This window comes from Halpernia frigidisoli, from assembly GCF_900113805.1.
Taxonomy (GTDB): domain Bacteria; phylum Bacteroidota; class Bacteroidia; order Flavobacteriales; family Weeksellaceae; genus Halpernia; species Halpernia frigidisoli.
Window position 1 is genome coordinate 395,419 of the sequence record NZ_FOQT01000002.1, and the last position, 20,320, is coordinate 415,738.

At 35.1% G+C, this 20,320-nt stretch carries 15 protein-coding genes; 4 read left to right on the forward strand and 11 right to left on the reverse strand.

Annotation, left to right across the window (positions count from 1 at the left end):
• Positions 1-38: 38 nt before the first annotated feature.
• The 4 genes from dinB to BM238_RS06940 all read right to left on the reverse strand — a co-directional run bounded on the left by dinB (position 39) and on the right by BM238_RS06940 (position 6,190).
• The gene (gene dinB / locus BM238_RS06925) at positions 39-1,124 is read right to left on the reverse strand and encodes a DNA polymerase IV (protein ID WP_090079472.1); all 1,086 of its coding nucleotides are present in this window, start codon (positions 1,122-1,124) and stop codon (positions 39-41) included.
• A 98-nt stretch (positions 1,125-1,222) separates the two neighbouring features.
• Positions 1,223-2,248, reverse strand: coding sequence for a tetraacyldisaccharide 4'-kinase (gene lpxK, locus BM238_RS06930; RefSeq protein WP_090079473.1), 1,026 nt, complete (start codon positions 2,246-2,248; stop codon positions 1,223-1,225).
• Positions 2,249-2,521: 273 nt separating this feature from the next.
• Positions 2,522-2,761: a VF530 family protein gene (locus BM238_RS06935; protein WP_090079474.1), complete on the reverse strand. Its 240-nt coding sequence runs from the start codon at positions 2,759-2,761 to the stop codon at positions 2,522-2,524.
• A 165-nt stretch (positions 2,762-2,926) separates the two neighbouring features.
• The gene (locus BM238_RS06940) at positions 2,927-6,190 is read right to left on the reverse strand and encodes a beta strand repeat-containing protein (RefSeq protein WP_090079475.1); all 3,264 of its coding nucleotides are present in this window, start codon (positions 6,188-6,190) and stop codon (positions 2,927-2,929) included.
• Between the two features lie 324 nt (positions 6,191-6,514).
• On the opposite strand from BM238_RS06940, the gene BM238_RS06945 reads away from it, so the two are divergent.
• From BM238_RS06945 to hemL, 3 genes are all read left to right on the forward strand, one after another.
• Complete coding sequence (locus BM238_RS06945) at positions 6,515-7,420, forward strand: 1-aminocyclopropane-1-carboxylate deaminase/D-cysteine desulfhydrase (protein ID WP_090079476.1); 906 nt, start codon at positions 6,515-6,517, stop codon at positions 7,418-7,420.
• 189 nt (positions 7,421-7,609) lie between these two features.
• Positions 7,610-8,659 (forward strand): glucosaminidase domain-containing protein, encoded by a 1,050-nt coding sequence (locus BM238_RS06950; protein WP_090079477.1) that lies wholly within the window; start codon positions 7,610-7,612, stop codon positions 8,657-8,659.
• Complete coding sequence (hemL, locus tag BM238_RS06955; RefSeq protein WP_090079478.1) at positions 8,659-9,945, forward strand: glutamate-1-semialdehyde 2,1-aminomutase; 1,287 nt, start codon at positions 8,659-8,661, stop codon at positions 9,943-9,945. Before BM238_RS06950 ends, hemL begins: the two co-directional genes overlap by 1 nt.
• 303 nt (positions 9,946-10,248) lie before the next feature.
• On the opposite strand, the gene namA is transcribed toward hemL, so the two are convergent.
• Complete coding sequence (gene namA / locus BM238_RS06960) at positions 10,249-11,298, reverse strand: NADPH dehydrogenase NamA (RefSeq protein WP_090079775.1); 1,050 nt, start codon at positions 11,296-11,298, stop codon at positions 10,249-10,251.
• Between the two features lie 103 nt (positions 11,299-11,401).
• Here namA and cdd point away from each other — a divergent pair, with 103 nt between their 5' ends.
• Positions 11,402-11,881: a cytidine deaminase gene (cdd, locus tag BM238_RS06965; protein WP_090079479.1), complete on the forward strand. Its 480-nt coding sequence runs from the start codon at positions 11,402-11,404 to the stop codon at positions 11,879-11,881.
• 50 nt (positions 11,882-11,931) lie between these two features.
• Here the strand turns inward: cdd and BM238_RS06970 are convergent, their stop codons facing one another.
• From BM238_RS06970 to BM238_RS06995, 6 genes are all read right to left on the reverse strand, one after another.
• Complete coding sequence (locus BM238_RS06970; RefSeq protein ID WP_090079480.1) at positions 11,932-13,197, reverse strand: alkaline phosphatase family protein; 1,266 nt, start codon at positions 13,195-13,197, stop codon at positions 11,932-11,934.
• A gap of 282 nt (positions 13,198-13,479) precedes the next feature.
• Complete coding sequence (locus tag BM238_RS06975) at positions 13,480-15,630, reverse strand: TonB-dependent receptor (RefSeq protein WP_090079481.1); 2,151 nt, start codon at positions 15,628-15,630, stop codon at positions 13,480-13,482.
• A 42-nt stretch (positions 15,631-15,672) separates the two neighbouring features.
• Entirely contained in the window at positions 15,673-16,212 is a 540-nt protein-coding gene (locus BM238_RS06980) for a hypothetical protein (RefSeq protein WP_090079482.1), read from the reverse strand.
• A gap of 219 nt (positions 16,213-16,431) precedes the next feature.
• Positions 16,432-16,827: a hypothetical protein gene (locus BM238_RS06985; protein ID WP_221404926.1), complete on the reverse strand. Its 396-nt coding sequence runs from the start codon at positions 16,825-16,827 to the stop codon at positions 16,432-16,434.
• A 75-nt stretch (positions 16,828-16,902) separates the two neighbouring features.
• Entirely contained in the window at positions 16,903-19,713 is a 2,811-nt protein-coding gene (locus BM238_RS06990; RefSeq protein ID WP_090079776.1) for a T9SS type A sorting domain-containing protein, read from the reverse strand.
• Between the two features lie 212 nt (positions 19,714-19,925).
• Complete coding sequence (locus BM238_RS06995) at positions 19,926-20,246, reverse strand: DUF3467 domain-containing protein (RefSeq protein ID WP_090079484.1); 321 nt, start codon at positions 20,244-20,246, stop codon at positions 19,926-19,928.
• Between the last annotated feature and the right edge of the window lie 74 nt (positions 20,247-20,320).

The following is a 20,320-nucleotide window of genomic DNA, read 5'->3' on the forward strand; positions in this document are numbered from 1 at the left end:
TTAGTGTAAATGTAATCTTAAAATATCTTGAAATATCACTATTGAAATTCTTCAAAAGGGATTTTTAACTGAACAGAAATTTGCTTTTTTTCTTCTGTATTTAAATTTGAAAATGACAAACCCAAAAGCCGGATCGCTTTATTATAAGGTCTTGCCTGCCAAAGTTGAAGTGCCGTTTGATAAAATTCTTTTGAAGAACTGTAAAAATCTTCTTGAGTTTTGCTTCTTGTATATTGCGAAAAATCTTTGTATTTAATTTTTAAGGTTAAAGATTTACCTAAAATATTTTTCTTTTCAAGTCGCTCTTCGAGTTCCAAACTTAAAGCTTCCAGACGTTCTTTTATCTGAAGATCATCACTAAGATCTTCGGAAAATGTTCTTTCCACCGCGACGCTTTTCTGAATTCTATTGGCTTTTACTTCACCATTATGAATGCCGCGAACGACATTGTAATAATATCCGCCGGATTTCCCAAATAAACTGATCAATTCTTCTAAACTTTTTCGCTTCAGATCTGCACCATTAAAGATATGCATCGTATGCATTTTATTCGCGGTGACTTTTCCAATGCCGTAAAATTTTTCGATTTTAAGATTTTCTAAAAATTCAGAAATTTTTGATGGGTGAATTGTTTTTTGTCCGTTTGGCTTGTTAATATCCGAAGCGACTTTTGCTAAAAATTTATTAACGGAAATTCCTGCCGAAGCTGTTAAACCAACCTCATCAAAAATCCTTTTTCTAATTTCGCGCGCCAAATCATTTGCAGAATCTATGTTCTTTTTATTTTCCGTCACGTCCAGATAAGCTTCATCCAAAGACAAAGGTTCTACCAAATCTGTATAATCAAAAAATATTGTTCGTATCTGTTGAGAGATTTCTTTGTAACGCGAAAAACGTGGTTTTACAAAAATAAGTTGCGGACATTTTTCTTTCGCAATTTTACTTGGCATCGCAGAACGAACGCCAAATTTTCTTGCTTCATAACTTGCTGCAGCAACAACTCCTCGTTCGCCACCGCCAACTGCCAAAGGTTTTCCGCGAAGTTCAGGAAAATCCATCTGCTCCACGGAAGCATAAAATGCATCCATATCAACGTGAATTATTTTGCGCTGTGGAAGTTCCATTTAACTAAGAAATTATTTTAACAAAGATAAAAACAAAAAATCCGTATGAAGACAACTTCAATACGGACTTTAATTTTAAATGATAGAATTTAATCTATCTAATTCTTTTTTACGTAATCTAAAATCGTTCTATCAAAATTTTCTTTGTCCTGAATATTGACATTTATTGGCCAATAGTATAGTTTATTGCGCAGATAATCAAAAGTTTTTAGGCGGACATAATCTTTTTCCGTCGTTAAAATTAATTTATATTCACCCAGTTTTTTATATTCTTCGCCAATTTTTTTCACCTCTTCTTCCGTAAAATTATGATGATCGGGATATTTTAAATGCTTCACTTTAGAACTAAATTTAGCTAAATGTTTAAGCAGCAAAGTCGGATTTGCAATACCTGTGATCAATAAGATGTCGTAATAATTAAGATTATTATCCGGCAAAAATTTATCTAAACCATAAACATTTTCATCATAATTAATAGATGAAAAAAATACCTTTTGATAATGTTGAGGCTTAATTCTGCTTATAAAATACTGCTTTTTTTCTTCTGTTAATTCTTCGGGACATTTTGTTACGACAATTAAATCTGCCCGTTTTTTTCCGCTTCTGCTTTCTCGCAAATCACCTGCTGGAAGGATAAAATCTTTAAAAAATGGATCATTATAATCGGTCAAAAGTATATTAAAACCGGGTTTTATAGCGCGGTGTTGGAAAGAATCATCTAACACCAAAACCTCTAAACCCATATCTGCAATCAGTTTTTTCGCACCGGGAACGCGGTCTTCTGACAAACCGATGACAAATCGATTTTTAAAACGTTCAAAAAGCTGCATTGCCTCATCGCCAACCATCTTGTAATTACTGTCATAATTAACAATGCCATAGCCTTTCGTAATTCTTCCATATCCGCGGGAAAGCACGCCTGCTCGGTAACTTTTTGATAATAATTCTGCTAAATACATCACCATTGGCGACTTCCCTGTTCCTCCAACAGATAAATTTCCCACGCCAATAATGGGTGTGTGAAATGTTGTTGATTTAGAGATTCCCAGGTCGTAGAAGCGATTTCGGAGCGATGTCGCTAAATGATAACCTAAAGAAAAAGGGTAGAGATACCATCTTTTCATATAATTCCGATCATAAAGTGTTGATAATTGGCATCTAATTTCCGGTTAAATACCAAGTGGCGAAATTACTGAAATTTTATGGGTGAGAAAACTGATAACCTCAATTTTTATAATTTTTTGGGCGCCTTTTCACCTTTTTGAATGTGTATATTTTATTTTATTTTGGCGCACATTTCCGCGCTCCGTTCCCGCTTTTTTACATTTCACTTCGTTCATATAAAAAGAGCTCCACTCAGCTCGGGGCGCAATTTCTAGCGCTTATAACTATTTTGCTTAGTTGAGATTTTTCTTTTTCTGCCGAAGAACATACAAATAAAGACTTTCCACTTTTGCGCGTGCCCAATCGGTTTTCCTCAAAAATTTTAAGGAAGAATTAATGCTTGGTTTGTCTGTAAAACATCTGATATTAATTTGTTTTCCTAAATCTTCAAAGCCGTTGTAATAATCAACCAGTTCTTCAAGAATAGCATCCAAACGTTTTCCATGCAAAGGGTCTTTTGATTTTTGTTCCATTAAGTAAAATTACAGTTTTATTTTAATGAGAGTCTGAGAATTTTAAATTGCAAACCCTCTTTTCTTTTAAGTACTACAAGCATGAAGAATTCCATATAATTAAAAGCTAATATTAAAAAAGAGCACTTTTGCAAGTGCTCTTTATAAAAAATGATGTTTATTTTATTATTTTCTGATCTTTAATAAAGTCTGCGTACCGTTTTGCAATGTAACTTTAATTAAATAAACGCCAATGTTAAGTCTTTCCGCAGGGATAGAAACTGAGTCAGAATTGGATTGATTTTTCAGAAGAGTTCTTCCTGTTGCTTCAATCACTTCAACAGTGGTGATTTTCGCAGAAGATGATCTTACAGTAAAGTTTTGACCTTCTCTGTAAATTGATACTCCTTGTTTAGAAGTAGTATCGCTCACTGCTAAGGTAGTTATTTTACCGTCAAATTCTGAAGCACCGATATCTGTTGCAGTGCCACCGTTAGTTGGATTAAAGAAAGGTCTGGCAATCCCAAAATAATCATCTGTGATAGTTGAAATTGACTGTGCACCAGATTCTGCTAAAGAAACTGTTCCTGCAGCAATCTTTAAAAAGTTAGGATCTGGACCAACTATACTTTGGAATGTCGTGTTTTCTGTTTGTGATACTGCATCCCGTGTTGAAACTCTAGATTTAAAAGCAGCTAAAGTCTGGTCATTATTGGTACCATCAGAATAGATAATATTCCCAGCAGCAGACGTCCCAGCATAATAAAGGTTATTATTAGAACTGGCTGCATAATTATTTAGGTTAGTAGCAGCACTTCTTCTGAATGAAGCAGCTGTCCCCGTACCTGCAGGCGTACTGTTATTTATAAAAATATTATTTCTTGAATCTAAACTTGCGGATGTTGCAGTTGTACTAAATGTATGATACAAAGCAGATGTACCAAAGTTAGTACCTGTAGAAACCGCATCTAAATAAACAGAGTTATAGTAAAGCTTAATGGTAGATAGAGCAGTAGTTCCGGTGAAAGAAATACCACGTACTACATCTGTACCGTTACCAGCCGGTGCTGAAAGTTTACCAATAACATTATTGTAAATATTAAAAGTTAAAGGTATTCCTGTGGCCGAAATCCCAGATACGCTGTTTGCAGCAGTTGCAGCACCAGTTGCACTAATGTTAACAATTTTATTTTTAAATACATTTTGACCATTACTTGCACCAAATAGAATACCTGTTGCAGAAATTGCAGATGTCAATAAGTTAGATACCGTATTTCCACTTAAAGATTGAGTACCACCATTACTTGCGCCAATAGAGATTCCTGTTAAAGTTCCCTGAGAGCTAATTGCATCAATAACATTATTTGCAATTATAGTATTATTAGCACCGAAATTTGAAGTTATAGCAAGAACTGCACTTATTCCACCATTCCAGTTTGTAAATGTATTTCCGGAAATGTTTTTAGCAGGCGAATTAGTTCCAGAAGCACCTTCTGTATTATTCCAGCCATTCATTGCAGTTGCACCAGTAAATGTAATATTAGAGAAATTATTACCAGTCTGGTTCATTATAGATCCAGATACAGATGAAGCCGCTGCGCTATACAAAGATATTGTACCACCCGCAGCCGTTTTGTTAAAACCAGTAACAATGCTATTGTTATTAACATTTTCTACGCCTGTTGCTGTCATATTCCCCCCAGTTGTACCTCTAACAATAAATCCTACGCTGCCAGTAGAATTGATATTTAAATTCGTGAATGTATTATTTAAAATATTATCTGTTGTGGCAGATGCGTGCGTAAACTGAATATAATTTTGAGAAGCACTAGATGTAGTATTATAAACAATTCCACGGATATCATTATTCTGAATACTTAAAGAAGCCGCCGGTAAAAGACCTTGTGCCAGAACACCAAATAAGGTTCCGGAATTTGCTGCGCTAGCCGTTAACAATCCTCCATCAGTATTCCCTAGCTGGTTATTGTTTATATTTACTGCTGTAGTTACGGCACCTGTTGAAAGAATTGACTGCATCTGACCAGAGGTTGAAGTTGTAGCAAAACCCCTTAAAATATTATTGTTAATATTAGATGTTGCTACTGCTCCACTATTAATAATCCCAAGCATTATCGCACCAGTTGCAGCTGGTGAAGTAATGGAATTATTTAAGATTGAATTGCCTGTTAAATTTGCTGTACCTGCTGCACCACTATTAGACAAACACGTAATGCCGCCTATAGTCGAAGTTGTCGCGTTAATTGAATTATTCTGAACAATATTTCCTGTTAAATTAATTATTCCAGGAACAGAAGAATTGCTGATTCCTGATATTCCAACGGTTGTTGACACGGCACCGCTAATTGTAGAATTTTGTACAATATTATTATTAATATTTAATGTTGCAGTTGCCAATAGAGGCGTTAATCCCTGGCTGCTGACACAAACAATAGTACCAACCGTAGCAGTCGTTGGCGTATTTGCAACGCTTACGGTATTATTATTTACATTAGATGTGAAAGTACCTGCTGGCTGACCACCATTGTAAAATTTTAAAATTCCAAATATCGTTACCGGACTTGTTAATGATGCACTCGTAACAGTATTATAAGAGAAATTTTCACCCATTTGGTTAGTATCATAAATTCCTAATGAGTTGGTTACTATTGCAACGTATGCAGAAAAAGTTGAGTTTCCGCCCCAATTGGTAAGTGTGTTACCTGTTCCTGCGGATGTTCCCCCAATATCATTGCCCGTATCCATAAATGCAGCAGTAAGAGATCCGATAAAAGATAATCCGACGTTTACATTGCTAATTGCGTTGGTATAAAATTTATTATTGCTGTTTGCACCTGTCGCGCTTGTAATATTTGCCAGAGTAACAGCATCTGTCGAAGAATGTAAAACATTACTGTAAATACCAAATGAATTTCGATAAAGTCTGTTTAAGGAAATCGTACAGTTTTGTACAGTGTTATTTTGCGCACCGTCTGTAGTAGAGGCAGTAAGAAGAGCTACCCCAAATTCTGTCATATTATTGGTTGCTGCATCAACAAGAACTGTATTCGCAGCATTTTCCTGCAAGGTCAAACCATCAAGCGTAATGTAATCTCCTCCAACAATTTTAAAAACCGCATCAGTGATCGTACTAACAACCTGCATATCAGAAGCTGTGAATGTTGGGTTTGCACCGATACCTGATTTTACAAATTTGATAGGGTTCGCGGCTGTTCCTGTTGCTGTAATTGTAAATCCACCGGAAGGTGCAATCTCGGTATAATCTGCTGGTATGTTAAAAGTAACACCTCCTGCACCAACGCCATTGGTGTTAAGATCATTGATCGCTGCGGCCAAACTTGCGTAATCTGCGCCAACTGTTTTACTTCCCGTTACTTGCGCACTTATAAACGCAGACGAAATGCAAAAAATAGAAAATAATGTTTTTTTCATATAAATTTGTATATTATTAAATGCAAATATAATTTTTTAATTGATAATTTAACTTATATTATAAAAAAATAAATTTTATTTATAAATTTTAACATTTATATGCCATATTAATAATTGGATTTTTTGGATGAAAAGATGGTGCTTTCGAAGATTTTAATTTGCAATGATGTAATTATTGTTAGTAAAAAAACTACTAAAATTTTTGGAATTAAATTTTAAATAACTTCAAACTTTCTATTTTCATTAAAACTCTATTTATCCGCGACAAAAAAATTTAGTGATTTGACCTATTTTTTCTTTATTAAAGAACAGTAATTTTACAAGATGAAACTTCCTTTGATTTCAGTTCCGATTGTTGAAATTCCTTTAGAAAAAACTGTGCGTTTGTTTTTAAAAAGGGAAGATTTGGTTCATCCTGAAATTTCGGGCAATAAGTACTGGAAATTGTTTAATAATGTTAATCAATATTTAGAAAAACTAGCTCCTGAAAAAAAGATAATTACTTTTGGTGGCGCTTATTCCAATCATATTTTTACGATTTCTGCGGTAGGGAAAATTTATAAAATTTCGACTTTGGGAATCATTCGCGGTGAAGAATTAAGGGAAAAATGGAAGGATAATTTTACTTTAAAAAAAGCCAGCGACAATGGAATGAAATTTTGCTTTGTTTCCCGCGCAGATTATCGGGATAAAGAAAATTTAACTAAAAAATTACAAGAAGAATTTCCGGATGCTTTAATAATTCCCGAAGGTGGTTCTAATGAACTGGCTGTGGAAGGAATACAACACATGCTCACAAACGATACAAAAGAATTTGATTATCTTTGCAGCGCAGTTGGAACGGGCGGAACTTTAGCGGGAATTTCCAGATCTGCAGCGGAAAAACAGAAGGTTTTGGGTTTTAAAGTGGTTGAAGATTCATCATTGGAAAATCAGATTTTCAAATGGTCTGGAAAAAAGAATTTTGAATTGATTTCAGCGGGTTTTGGCTCTTATGGCAAAATAACGGATGAAAACATTCGTTTTATAAATGATTTTAATGACAAATTTGGAATTCTTCTGGATCCGATTTATACGGGAAAAATGATGCAAAAATTATTTGAAATGATTGACGACAATTATTTTGAATCTGGAAGTAAAATTTTAGCGTTTCACACAGGCGGATTACAGGGAATAGAAGGCGCAAATGCGATGTTAAGAAATAAGAAGAGAGAAGAAATCAGATTTTAGATTTTAGAACTTACTTTTTAATTATTAGATAATTTTGTATTGCGCTAAAAATTGCAGCCCGACTTGAACGGAGCTCTTTTTATGACGAGGAACGAGGAATAAAAAAGCGGGAGTGGAAGGCGGAAAAGCTGCCCAAATAAAATAAAGAAAAAGATTTCTTTGCTTGCAATTATAAAAGATAACATATTTATGAGAAGATTATTCCAGTTAATTGGATTTTTGATATTATCAAAATTGGGCGCTCAAGGTTGGGCAACGGAAGATCAATATATCCAAAGATTTGCGCCTTACGCCGTAGAAGAAATGGAAAAATATAAAATTCCTGCGAGCATCACTTTGGCGCAGGGACTTTTAGAAACTGGTGGCGGACAAAGTATTCTTGCGCAACAGGGAAATAATCATTTTGGCATAAAATGCAAGGAAGACTGGACGGGGAAAACCATGAAACATACGGATGACGCGCCGAATGAATGTTTCCGCGTTTATGATGATCCAAAAGATTCATACGAAGACCATTCAAAATTTTTGGCTTTCCGGAAATATTACGTGAATCTTTTTAAACTTGATCAAAAGGATTACAAAGCCTGGGCAAATGGTTTGAAAAAAGCGGGTTACGCGACGAATCCTCGCTACGCAAACATTTTAATCGGAAAAATTGAACGTTATCATCTAGAAGATTTTGACAATACGGATTCTAAAACGGTTCTTTATGCGGTTTTGAAAAAGTATCCGGAACTTAATAATGATAAAATTTTTATGGCGAAGTTGGGACAGAATGTTGCAAATTCGAAACCCCAAACGATTGTTGTTCCCTATAAACCAGTTTCTTACGCCAAGCAACAGGAACGTGTAGAGAAAATAAAAACACGTGCAGAAACTTTAAATTCAATTTTGGTAAAAAATCATCCAAATGGTGGCTTAAAATTTTTGATCGTGCCGGAAGATATTCAGTTGAGTCAGATTGCAGATAAATTTGATATCAGCGAAAGTCGTTTAACAAAATGGAATGAACTCACCTCAACAAATCTTTCTAAAAACGATATTTTATTTTTAGAATCGAAAAATTCCAGCGGAAGTGTAGACACTTACAAAGCAGTTTTGGGCGATAATATGCACAGTATTTCGCAGAAATTTGGTATAAAAGTAAATAAATTATATTCTAAAAACAGAATGGATGACGGTCAGCAACCAAAAGTTGGACAGTTGATCTATCTGAATAATAAAAAACCAAGAAATTAATGTTATACGAAAGAAGCAGTAAACTTTTTGACGAAGCTTATAAATATATTCCGGGCGGTGTAAATTCGCCAGTTCGTGCTTTTAAATCCGTGGGTGGAACGCCACTTTTCATGAAAAAGGCGCAAGGCGCTTATTTGATTGATGCTGATGACCGACAATATATCGATTATATAAACTCGTGGGGACCGGCAATTTTGGGACATACGCATCCTGAAGTTTTAGAAGCCATTAAGAAACAAGCAGAAAACGGATTTTCCTACGGAACACCTACCGAACTGGAAACGGAAATTGCAAAATTTATTGTAGAAAATGTACCAAATATCGATCAGATCAGAATGGTTTCTTCGGGCACGGAAGCCTGTATGAGCGCAATCAGATTGGCGCGAGGTTTTACTAAAAGGGAAAAATTTATCAAGTTTGAAGGTTGTTACCACGGACATTCTGATTCATTTTTAATAAAGGCAGGAAGTGGTTTGGTAACTTTCGGAAATCCTGATTCTGCGGGCGTTACGAAAGGAACTGCGAAAGATACTTTGGTGGCGGAATACAATAATATCGAGCAGGTTGAAGATATTTTAAAAAATAATATTGGTGAAATTGCGGCGATAATTATAGAACCCGTTGTTGGAAATATGGGTTGCGTTTTACCTGAAAATAATTTTCTTCATAAATTGAGAACTTTGTGCGACGAATATGGCGCGCTTTTAATTTTTGATGAAGTGATGACTGGTTTCAGACTGGCTTTTGGTGGTGCGCAGGAACTTTATAATGTAAAAGCTGATATTGTTACTTACGGGAAAATCATTGGTGGCGGACTTCCAGTCGGGGCTTTTGCCGCGAGAAATGAAATAATGGATTGTCTTGCACCAAAAGGCGCAGTTTATCAAGCAGGAACTTTAAGTGGAAATCCGTTGGCAATGCGCGCAGGTTTTGAAACTTTAAAACTTATTAAAAAAGACCATAATTTCTACCAAAAATTAGCTAAAACTACTGAAACTTTAGATTTTGAGATCGGTAAGATTTTAAATGAAAAAAGCATTCAGCATCGTATAAACCGCAAGGGTTCTATGATGTCGATATTTTTCCATATTTCTTCGGTGTCAAATTTTGGACAAGCAAAAAATGCAAACCATGCTTTGTTTAATAATTTCTTTCACCAACTTTTAGAAAAAGGTATTTATTTGCCACCAAGTGGCTATGAAAGCTGGTTTATCTCTAATTCAATTAATGAAAATGAAATTGATAAAACTTTGGAAGCGGTGAGGAAATTTGAATTTTTAAACTAATATTTTTTGCTAAAAAAAATAATGGTGAATTTGATTTTTACCACAAAGTCACAAATAATTTATAATTATTTGAGTTTAAGGACACAAAGTTTTACAAAAATCATAAAAAAAGTCACAAAGTTTAAACTTTGTGACTTTTTTTATGATTGACATTCTGTTTAAAATTTATCAAAATTATTTTCCCAACCCTAAAGGGAGTAGTTTTGATAAATTTTAAGAGGATTTTTCCTCCCTTTAGGGTTTGGGAAAAGAAAAATTTTCTTAAAATTTGATATGTGCATGAAATTTTAATGGTTTTTAAACTTAAATTCTCGCGCGGTCATATTGATGCGGAAAAAAGCAATCTTCACTTTCTATAAATGAACCTTCAACTGCTAAATATGGATTTCTTAACATTTCACGGGCTACAAAAATAAGATCTGCTTTATTTTGCAACAAAATTCCTTCTGCTTGTTCCGTTGAGGTGATCAATCCAACTGCACCAGTTGCAATATCCGCTTCTTTTTTAATTTCCTCACAAAATGGAACCTGATAACCCGGGAAAACCGGAATTTTCGCACCCTGAATATTTCCACCACTTGAAACATCGATTAAATCTACATTTTTAGATTTTAAAATTTTTGAAAGTTCAATACTTTCTTCTAAATCCCAACCATTTTCAGCATATTCTGTCGCAGAAATACGCACAAATAAAGGATGGTTTTCATCTAAAACTTCATTGACGGCATCCACAATTTCTACTAAAATCCGACTTCTGTTTTCTAAATTTCCACCATATTCGTCCATTCTTGTATTTGATAAAGGCGATAAAAACTGATGAACTAAATAACCATGCGCCGCGTGAATTTCAATTATATCGAAACCTACATCAACAGATCTTTGTGCTGCTATTTTAAATTGCTGCACAGTTTCTTTGATCTCTTCAACTGTTAAAGAATTGGGTTTTCTTTCACTTTCGTCGTATGGAATGTCGCTTGCAGACGAAGTTTCCCAGCCGCCGTTATCCAAAGTAAGCTGCTTATTTTCCCAGGTTGATGACTTTCTTCCAGCGTGTGCCAGTTGAATTGCTGTTTTACTTTTAGTATTATTTTTAATGAATTTTACTATTTCGCCTAATTTTGCAGCCTGTTCGTCATTCCAGATTCCCATGCATTTTGGGGTAATTCTTCCTTCAGGCACAACGGCGGTAGCTTCCACCATAATTAAACCTGTTCCACCCTGCGCTCTGCTTCCGTAATGCACATAATGAAAATCTGTCGCAACACCATTTTCTGAGGAATACATACACATTGGAGACATTACCCAACGGTTGGGAAGTTCTAAATTTCTAAATTTTATCGGATTATAAAGCATATTATTATTTTTAAAATTGCCCTGCAAAAGTACAATTACACGGATGAAAGCGCTTGTCATTATCGATAAAAAAAATCTATCTTTACCACCCTTAATTTAACTAATGCAGAAAGAAATAAATATTCGTTTTGAAGCTATTGAAAATTATGCCTCACTAAATGATCTTGAAAAAAAGTTATTTGACGCCGCGATTGATATTCGAAAAATTGCGTACGCACCGTATTCGGAGTTTTTAGTTGGTTGTGCGATTCTACTTGAAAACGGTGAAATTTACACCGGCACCAATCAGGAAAATGCGGCATATCCCTCAGGTTTGTGCGCGGAACGAACTACGATTTTTTGGACAGCAGCTAATTTTCCGGATCAAAAGATAAAAAAACTGTTCGTTATTGGTGCACCTAAAGCTGCGACTTCTTCTACACCAATTCCGCCATGTGGCGCTTGCCGACAAAGCATTTTGGAATACGAAGCGAAACAGAAAGATCTTATTGAAATTTATTTTGCGTCTTTGGATGGTGAAATTTTTAAAACAAAATCTATTCGGGATTTGTTGCCGTTTTCTTTTGATTCTTCGTTTTTGTAGATTTTAATTGCAGGTTAAGGTTTCTAGGTTGTAGATTTTAATTGGAAAATTTACTTCAAAATCTTATCTAAAACTTTGATATTTCCATCAATTGGTTCGGTAATTTCTAAGCCTAAAATCTTTGCAACTAAAGGATAAACATTCACATTTGAGAATTTTTTTATTTCTAAATGTTCTTTAAAAGCAGGGCCAAAAGCGTAGAAAGTAGCGCGCATTTCCGGTGTTGTTTTTGGATCGTAACCGTGTTTGCCGAAAGAAGATTTTTTGCCTTTTTCAAGAAAAATTTCCGGGGCTTTTGGTACAAGTAAGATTTGACCAATTCTGTTGTAGCGGTCATCTTTTTCACTGAAGTGGTATCTTTTCGGAAATCTTTTGTCTAAATAAACCTTGTAATCTTTGGTTTGATTTTTTTTCAGTTCACGATAAACAGTTTTTACTTCAGCAGGATTTTTTACCACAACTCTTAAAAGCGTTTGCGAATTATAATAATCAAATCTTGTTTTGTCTAAAAGCATTTCAGGAATTGCGATCGGATCTTCTTTTGCCACTTTTATCATTCCGTGGTCTGACAGGAAAATAAAATTGACATTCTGTAAACCCAATTCTTTAACTTTTTGCACCAAACTTCCGACTGCTGAATCAATCAGTTTTACAGACGCTTCCGTTTGTGGTGAATCCGGGCCAAAGCTATGGCCTTCATGATCAACTTCGGGGAAATATAAAGTGATAAAATGCGGTCGTTTATCAAGTGGTAACTTTAACCAGCTCATTACTTTTTCTACTTTATCTTCGGGTGAAAATTTTTCCTGGTAATTGTAATAATATGTCGGGCGTTTTCCGCCTGCGTCACTTTCTGATCCTACCCAAAACATTGATGCAGCCAGCATTCCCTGCTTTTCTGCGAGTGACCAAAGCGGCTGACCGCCGTACCAACTTCCGTCTCTTACTTTATCTTTTGCGCTCATAGAATAAAAATCTTTCCGGGTGTAATCATAAAAATAATTATCAACCAAACCGTGGTGCGCTGGATATAAACCGGTGATTATGGAATAATGATTCGGGAAAGTGATGCTCGGGAAACTTGGCATCATCGCTTCTGCTGCAACACCGTTTGCTGCGAATTTTAATAAATTTTCAGCCTTGTAATTTTTAGCATAATCGTATCGGAAACCGTCAGCGGAAATGAGAATGACGTAAGGTTTTGTTTCAGAAAGTTTTGAATTTTCTCGCTGTGGAACTACGATCTGCGCGGTGTCACTTTGAGAAAAGATCAGATTAAAAGTGATAAATAATATTAAAAAAAAGTATTTTTTCATGGAACTGTATTGTAGAACAAATTTAATTAATTTGAGAATGAAGTTGGGTTAAATAAATATTAATTTATTCAGTGGATTTGAAGAAACGGTTAAACAAAAAGAGGAACTTGATCTATAGCCGCGATGGAAACGGCATCCTTTTTTGGCGCGAGCGCAGCGAGCGGCAAAAAAGATATAGTGGACAGCGGGACGGGTCTTGGGACAGAAAAAACCCTGTCTTGCTCCTAAATAAAAAACCGCCTTAAAAGAATTTAGGACGGTTTTTATTTAAAATTAATGTGCTTAGAAGTGGTATTTTATGTTTGCTCCACCAAAAAAGTAAGCTTTGCTAGGTCCGGGATTGATATCGGTTTTTTGACCCGGATAATTGGAATTTGTGTCACTGTCGTTGATACTGTTTCCAAGGAACAGAAAAGTATAATTTATCTGGCTGGTAAGATTATTACCCGCGGCGTAAACATCAAAATCAAATTTTCCGAAACGCATTTTGTAACCCAACTTTGCGTTGTATTGCGTGTAACCTTTTACTAAATTGGTGTTGGCAAAATCTGTGTAAACATTTCCCAAATAGCTGAAAGTATTGTTTAAATAAAGACCAATATTGGTGTCAAAATCTAAACCTAATGCCAGCTTATTTCTTGGAACCCCAACAACTGTTTTGTGATCAAAATTGCTCAAAACACCGCCAATAATGGTTTTGAAATCCGTGTATTTAAAATCATAATAGGAATAATTTGCAAAAGGACGGACGGTTTTTAAGAAGCCATCATTTGGGGAAAGGACATAACCCATGCTTAATTCCAGTCCCTGGTTTCTCTGATCGCCGGTGTTTGCAAAATACGTGTAAGCCGTTGTACCGGAAAGACTTGAAAGTTGCGTCAATTTATCTCTGACATTGATTCTAAATGCAGAAATTTGATAATCAAATCTTGTATGGCTTAAAAGTCCGTGAATACTGAAATCCCACATTTTTGCGCGTTCAGCTTTTAAATTGTCATTAGGAACATTTAAAGTTGCGATAAATGAACTGGCGGAAGTTGGTGCATTGTAACCTTCGCTGTAGCTTAAGTTAAAGATCTGATCCATAAAAACTTTTTGCAAAGCGATGTGCGGTGTGTAAACTGTGCCATAATTTTTGCTGAAAGAATTGTCTTTGTGACCCGGAATTAAGCCTGGAACTGCCAGAAGATCTTCGCGGCTGTATTTAGTATTATTTCCACTTAAACCTGCAACTAAAGTCAGATCCCACGGATTGTAAGTCAATTTATCGATGGCAAAAAATGAAAGTGCCTGGTTGAAATTTCTTGCATAAGTTGAACCGCTAATCGCCGTTACCTCTAAAGGATTTGTGATGCTTCCGGTAAATCTGTAGCTTGTACCAATTGACCGCGACTGCATGTATTCTGCACCAAATTCAACATCATTTTTAAAGTTTTCATCGATCTTATTTTTTAAATGAAACGTGGATCTAAAACCGTAATTTGGACTTACCGTATTACCCAAAGCTCCCGCAGAAACGCTGTTAGCATCTAAATTTGTATAAAAAATCGACGTCATATTGCTGAAATTCGGCAAAAACTGATAGTTGTGCGTGACGCTTGCACGCGTTGTTGCAAACTTATTACCTGAGTTTTTTCTGATGTAAGCCGTATTTCCATTGTCGATACCTGCGTAATAATCCGGGTAAGAAATCTGACCGGAAACGCCTTCATGAGAATAATTTTGACTGGCGTAAACCGAAAGGCTTTCTTTTGGATTTAATTGAAAATTACCTAAAAAAGCATAATCATTACGTAAACTTGAGCCGTTTACCCTATAACCGTCACTTTGCAAATGGCTGTAATTAAACATGACAGAATAATCATCACCAACCGCATCAACTCTGGTTGCTGATTGCAGTAATTTAAAGGAACCAGCTGCCAATTTTTGTGATACTGTTACTCCTTTTTCAGTTTCGGGACGCATGTAAAAACGTACAACGCCGCCTACTCCACTTCCATACATCGTTCCGGCTGGTCCTTTGATAACTTCAACACTATTGATCAAAGAAAAATCAATACCTTCTAAGGTTGTTGTATTGTCTGCATTAGTGATCGGTACTGAGTTGAGATAAAATTTTACACCCCAGTTATTAAATTTCTGATCATTGCCGTAACCTCGGACAACGACTCTTTGGCCACCCAAAGCAGTTCTTTTATCAACCTGAACGCCGGACATGGTACTTAAACTTTGCTCTAAAAAAGCAGAATTATTTCGGTTTAATTCATAAATACCAAGCGTTTCGGTGCTTTGTGCATGACGCTTAAATTCTGCACGTTCGTGCTTTAATTTATTTCTTCCCATGACCTGAACCGTGTCAATAGACTTTTCCTGATTCTGCGCCATAGCGAATGATGATGCCAAAACAGCACCTAAAAATAGTTGTGATTTCATTGTAATATTTAAAAGTTTAAAAAAATTTGTGTGAAATTTAGTTTAAACTTCTGGTGGAATTACTGCTTTTTTGACGTAATCTGAAGATTTTCTGTAAAAATTATAAGACCTATACTGAGATCTCTTTTCTAAATCCTGATAATAACTTATCGCAAATATTTTTATATTTTCGGAGAATTTCCCGGTTTTTGGTGAATTTAAAACGTAGGTTTTTCCTTTAATCTGCTTGAGGTTTGAGATTGAAAAGAAGTTGTGAATTTTCGTTTCCAAAACGGCGATCTTTGTTTCTTTTTTGTCTAAAAAACAATAATAAATCTTTCTTCCTTTAATTACTTTCGAAGTGACTATATCGAACATTTCACCTTTAAGTAAAAATTCATTTTTATCAATAAAACTGGCGTTTTTCAGGTCTTTTTCAGAAAACTGGACAAGATCTGTATGAGATAATTTATTTTGCAAAATAATAATTTTCACCTCTTTTTTGATTTCATTTTTTAAATAATGAACAAAAGGCAAAGATATCACCGAAAAACCGATGAAAAGAATGATGAAAAAATGGTAAAATTTTAATTTAAATTTCAAAAATGTATATTAAAAACCAAAATTTATAAGCTCATTTAATAAAGAAACTCCAAATCTTGATTTCACAAAATTAACAATTTTTAACAATTAAGTACTATTAATTTACGGTAAAATTTATCTTTTATGAACTTCAAGTGAATTTCAACAACGAATTCTTGAATAAAAAAAATGGAGCAGAAATATCTGCTCCTTAGATGATTTTGACAAAATGATGTTTGGTTAATTTGGAAGAGCGTCTTTGGACGAAGAATTTTCAACTTCGGAAATACTTGTAATCTTAAGAGATCTATTTTCTTTTGATGAAGATATTTGATATTCCAAAACTATTTCACTGACGTCGTTTTCCTCCGCAATCTGGTCCACTCTTTTACCTGTTTGCATATCTATTTCTGGTAGAGGAGAATTCATATTAATATTAGCTGAAATATAAATGTTGCTTCCCGTACTTTTTATAATGAAGGGAACAGAATTTTTTCCATATTTAAATTTTGTGAAAACGTAAGGTTTGCTTTGGTTATTTTTTAAAACAATATTATAAATCGCTCCTTTCACACCTTCTCTGCCACCAAACCACGTTGATTTTTTGGCAGAGATTAGTGTAAAATCATTTTTCATCTCAGCAGTATTCTGTACGGGGCTGCATGAAAGAAGCACTGTTGTAAAAAGATATGTGAAATTAAAATTTAACATTTATTTCATAATTACTGAAGAGGTAAATACTGTTTCAGATCCATTTGTTGCTTTAAGAACATAGAATCCTTTAGGCAAAGTTGTCTGAAATTCTTGATCTGATGCAACATTTTCTTTTGTGAAAACCAGTTTTCCTGATGCATCAAAAATGGTAACTGTCACATTTTTATTTTTCGTGTTGTCATATTTTAAATGAAGAATTCCTCTTGAAGGATTTGGATAGACTCTCGTGAAACTGCGGTTACCGGTATTTTCTGATGTTGCTAATTCTGTAGAGATCGTGTTCGTCCAGGAACCCCTTCCGTAAGTAGAAGCTAAAACTGTAAATGTAGCCGGTCTGTAATCAAGATCAGTAACACGCACATTACCCATATCTCCTGAGTATTGCGCCCAAATTGGTGTAGGATCCATAAAATTTGCGGTACCCCAAACTCCAAGTTCTGTTCCAATGATAACTTCAGAGGTTTTTGTAGGATTCATTAAAATAGTTCTTACCGGCATATCAGGTAAATTACCTTCTTTGTTTGACCAATTTAAGCCACCATCAGCAGAATAAAAAACATTAATTGTTGAAGATCCATAATTTGAAATTGTAACCAAAATCTGAGATTCTGAGGTTCCAAATTCGATGTCCGAAATATTTCCGACAAACGGGGTATTAATTAATGTTGATGTTGGAGTTGCAGTATCTCCATTTGTAACTTTGTAAAGTTTACCAACACTTGAACCTACAAATAGTGTAGAAGACGCCGTAGTGTAAGGCGAAACTTTCAAGGCAGAAACCTGCTCACCTGTATCCGGAGTACCCAGACTAAAAGTTGTTCGAACCAATGTTTGCGGACCTGTAGTGAGTAAACCTGTAACTTTATTAATTGTTAAACCAACGCGGTAAGAATAAAAAATATCTTTATTTCTATCTACTGTCATTTCATTTATAAAATGGCCTAGATCGTAATCGGCTTTTAAAGGAAATATTGAAGCGAAGGAATTATTTGGTGTTGAATCTAAATAATGAGTATTATAAACATAACTGCTTAAAATATACTGTGCATTGTCATCATATTCCGTAAAAGCACCATCACCTCCTGTATAAGTTATTCCACCATAAAAATTATTTGCTAATGGCGCACCAAACAAAGCTTGAGTTCCATTGTCCTGAGCTCCGGCAATAAATTCTTCGTTTGATGGCGTCGAAGTTGGATTAAGTGTACCACGATAAAACTGCGTCACATTATATCTTGAATTTCTTACCGCAAAACCAGTCGCACCCGTGAAATTTGTTTTATTTGCAACGTAAAAAACTCCGCCATCATTACCGGAAAGCATTTGATTTGCATTTTTTGGATTAAATAAAAGTGTATGTTGATCTGCGTGAACGTTTGCTACATTTAAGTTTAAAAGATTGTTATTATTTGACCATTTTGAAATTTGTGTCCAGCTCGTAGCACCATCTATACTTTTAAAAATGTCAATTCCTCCAACATAGACCTGATCGTCATTGGTAGGATCTGCGACTATTATCAAATCATAGAAAGACTGACCTCTCGTGAAATCATTTGCAGGAATACTAGTATCAGCGTCAGCAGGTAAAGTTATTGTTGGTGTAGCATCATTTGTTGCCAACCAGTTTGCACCACCATCTGTTGTTTTTAAAATCCTTACAGGTTCTGCAGCTCCATTTCCCTGCATTAAAATATATGCTTTTTGAGGATTGGTTTTTGATAAACAGAAATTAACCCTATTATCTGCAAGTCCTGAATTATATACCGCTGTAAATGTCAAGCCATCCGCAGATCTAAAAAGCTTGCCACCAGACGGCACTGATGCTCCAAAAACTGATCTTCTAGTGGAAACCCAAACGGAATTATCCTGTGCGATTTCAATTTGCTGTATTCCATGACCTATTCTAGTGCCTCCATTAATGTATGCGTCAAAAGTAGTATTTCTAGCAAAAGTAGCACCGCCATCTGTTGATTTGTAGAGACCAGCCTGATAGAGGCCATTAAAAGCACCGCCAATTGTAGCATTACCAGCACTAACACCGGCATAAACTTCTGATACACCTTTATTATTTCTTACTTTGATATCATTAACATAAAAATTTCCATATCTCACATTCCCATTATAAGTAACTGGAATTGTAAAAATATTGCTCCATGTTGTGCCGCCATCAGTTGATTTCCAAATACCTGATCCGATAGCATCACCAGTTTCACATTCGCCAGTTCCTACATAAATGACCTGTGTATTATTTGGATCAAAAGCAATACTTGAAACTGAGGTATTTGCCCAAAACTGGCTTAAAGGTTTCCACTCGCTTGTTGCAGTTGTCACATCCTGATTAACCCATAAACCGCCTGATACTCCACCCGCGAAGACTCTTTTACCTGTCGCATCATTTGGATCAAAAATTATCGCACGAGTTCTACCTCCCACGGAATACGGACCTCTTTCAACCCAGCTTTGATTAATAATTGTTCGTCCATTTGCATCTGCGGCAGCATTTCCAAAAAGGCTTAATCCCACTTTTGGTGCAAATTTTCCGGAATTTAAATCTTTTCTTAATTTTAATAAGGAAGAAAAAGCGGGCGCTCCAGTTTCAGGATCCATTGTATTTCTAAAATCCTGCTCGTTATATTCATTAGGTGGTATTCCCGCGGCTTTTAGCTTAGAATGTTCTTTTTTTAAATTTTGATCAAGTTTTGTATATTGATTTTCGAGCATTTTTCTCTTCTTAGCTGTATTGTCATTCTGTGCGAAACCGCCTGCAAACAGCAATAGCAACGCACCAGAAAATAATCTATTTATCATATTCGTATTTTTTGCTAAGATAAATATAATTATATACATCACATACTAAAATCGTCTAAAAATTTAATCGGTGTTATTCCATTTTAATTAAGTAATTTGTTTTGATGGTCTTTTGTAAACTGCTTTTTCGAAGAATTAGGAAGAAAATTTAAACAAAAAAAATCCCGATTCAGAAGAATCGGGATTTTTATATTGAAAAGGATCAATTAAAATTAAGCCTGAACGTTGTTGTTTTGACCAAGAACGAAAGGTTCCATTTCTTTGATCTCACCAAATTGCTGCTCATAATTAGTAATGTTTTGCTGTAAAGCTGCCATTACTCTTTTTGCGTGTAAAGGTGCAAGAATAATTCTTGATCTTACGTTTGCTTGCTGAACGCCTGGCATTAATTGAATAAAATCAACTACGAATTCTGAAGGAGAATGGTTTACTAAAGCCAGGTTGCAATAAGCACCTTGCGCTACCATTTCGTTTAAATTAATGTTGATGTTGTTTGGATCCTGATTTGGATCTTGATTTTGATTATTGTCCATTTTCTTTTAATTATATTAAATGTTTGATTTCGTTTAATTTATTTGATTTCGCTTGAAAAGTTTAAACAAAATTA

Coding starts and splice junctions, on each gene's coding strand:
- BM238_RS06985 (WP_221404926.1), bottom strand. CDS start 16,827: ATGAAAAATGATTTTACACTAATCTCTGCCAAAAAATCAACGTGGTTT.
- BM238_RS06940 (WP_090079475.1), bottom strand. CDS start 6,190: ATGAAAAAAACATTATTTTCTATTTTTTGCATTTCGTCTGCGTTTATA.
- BM238_RS06945 (WP_090079476.1), top strand. CDS start 6,515: ATGAAACTTCCTTTGATTTCAGTTCCGATTGTTGAAATTCCTTTAGAA.
- hemL (WP_090079478.1), top strand. CDS start 8,659: ATGTTATACGAAAGAAGCAGTAAACTTTTTGACGAAGCTTATAAATAT.
- BM238_RS06990 (WP_090079776.1), bottom strand. CDS start 19,713: ATGATAAATAGATTATTTTCTGGTGCGTTGCTATTGCTGTTTGCAGGC.
- BM238_RS06970 (WP_090079480.1), bottom strand. CDS start 13,197: ATGAAAAAATACTTTTTTTTAATATTATTTATCACTTTTAATCTGATC.
- BM238_RS06935 (WP_090079474.1), bottom strand. CDS start 2,761: ATGGAACAAAAATCAAAAGACCCTTTGCATGGAAAACGTTTGGATGCT.
- BM238_RS06950 (WP_090079477.1), top strand. CDS start 7,610: ATGAGAAGATTATTCCAGTTAATTGGATTTTTGATATTATCAAAATTG.
- lpxK (WP_090079473.1), bottom strand. CDS start 2,248: ATGAAAAGATGGTATCTCTACCCTTTTTCTTTAGGTTATCATTTAGCG.
- dinB (WP_090079472.1), bottom strand. CDS start 1,124: ATGGAACTTCCACAGCGCAAAATAATTCACGTTGATATGGATGCATTT.
- cdd (WP_090079479.1), top strand. CDS start 11,402: ATGCAGAAAGAAATAAATATTCGTTTTGAAGCTATTGAAAATTATGCC.
- BM238_RS06995 (WP_090079484.1), bottom strand. CDS start 20,246: ATGGACAATAATCAAAATCAAGATCCAAATCAGGATCCAAACAACATC.
- BM238_RS06975 (WP_090079481.1), bottom strand. CDS start 15,630: ATGAAATCACAACTATTTTTAGGTGCTGTTTTGGCATCATCATTCGCT.
- namA (WP_090079775.1), bottom strand. CDS start 11,298: ATGCTTTATAATCCGATAAAATTTAGAAATTTAGAACTTCCCAACCGT.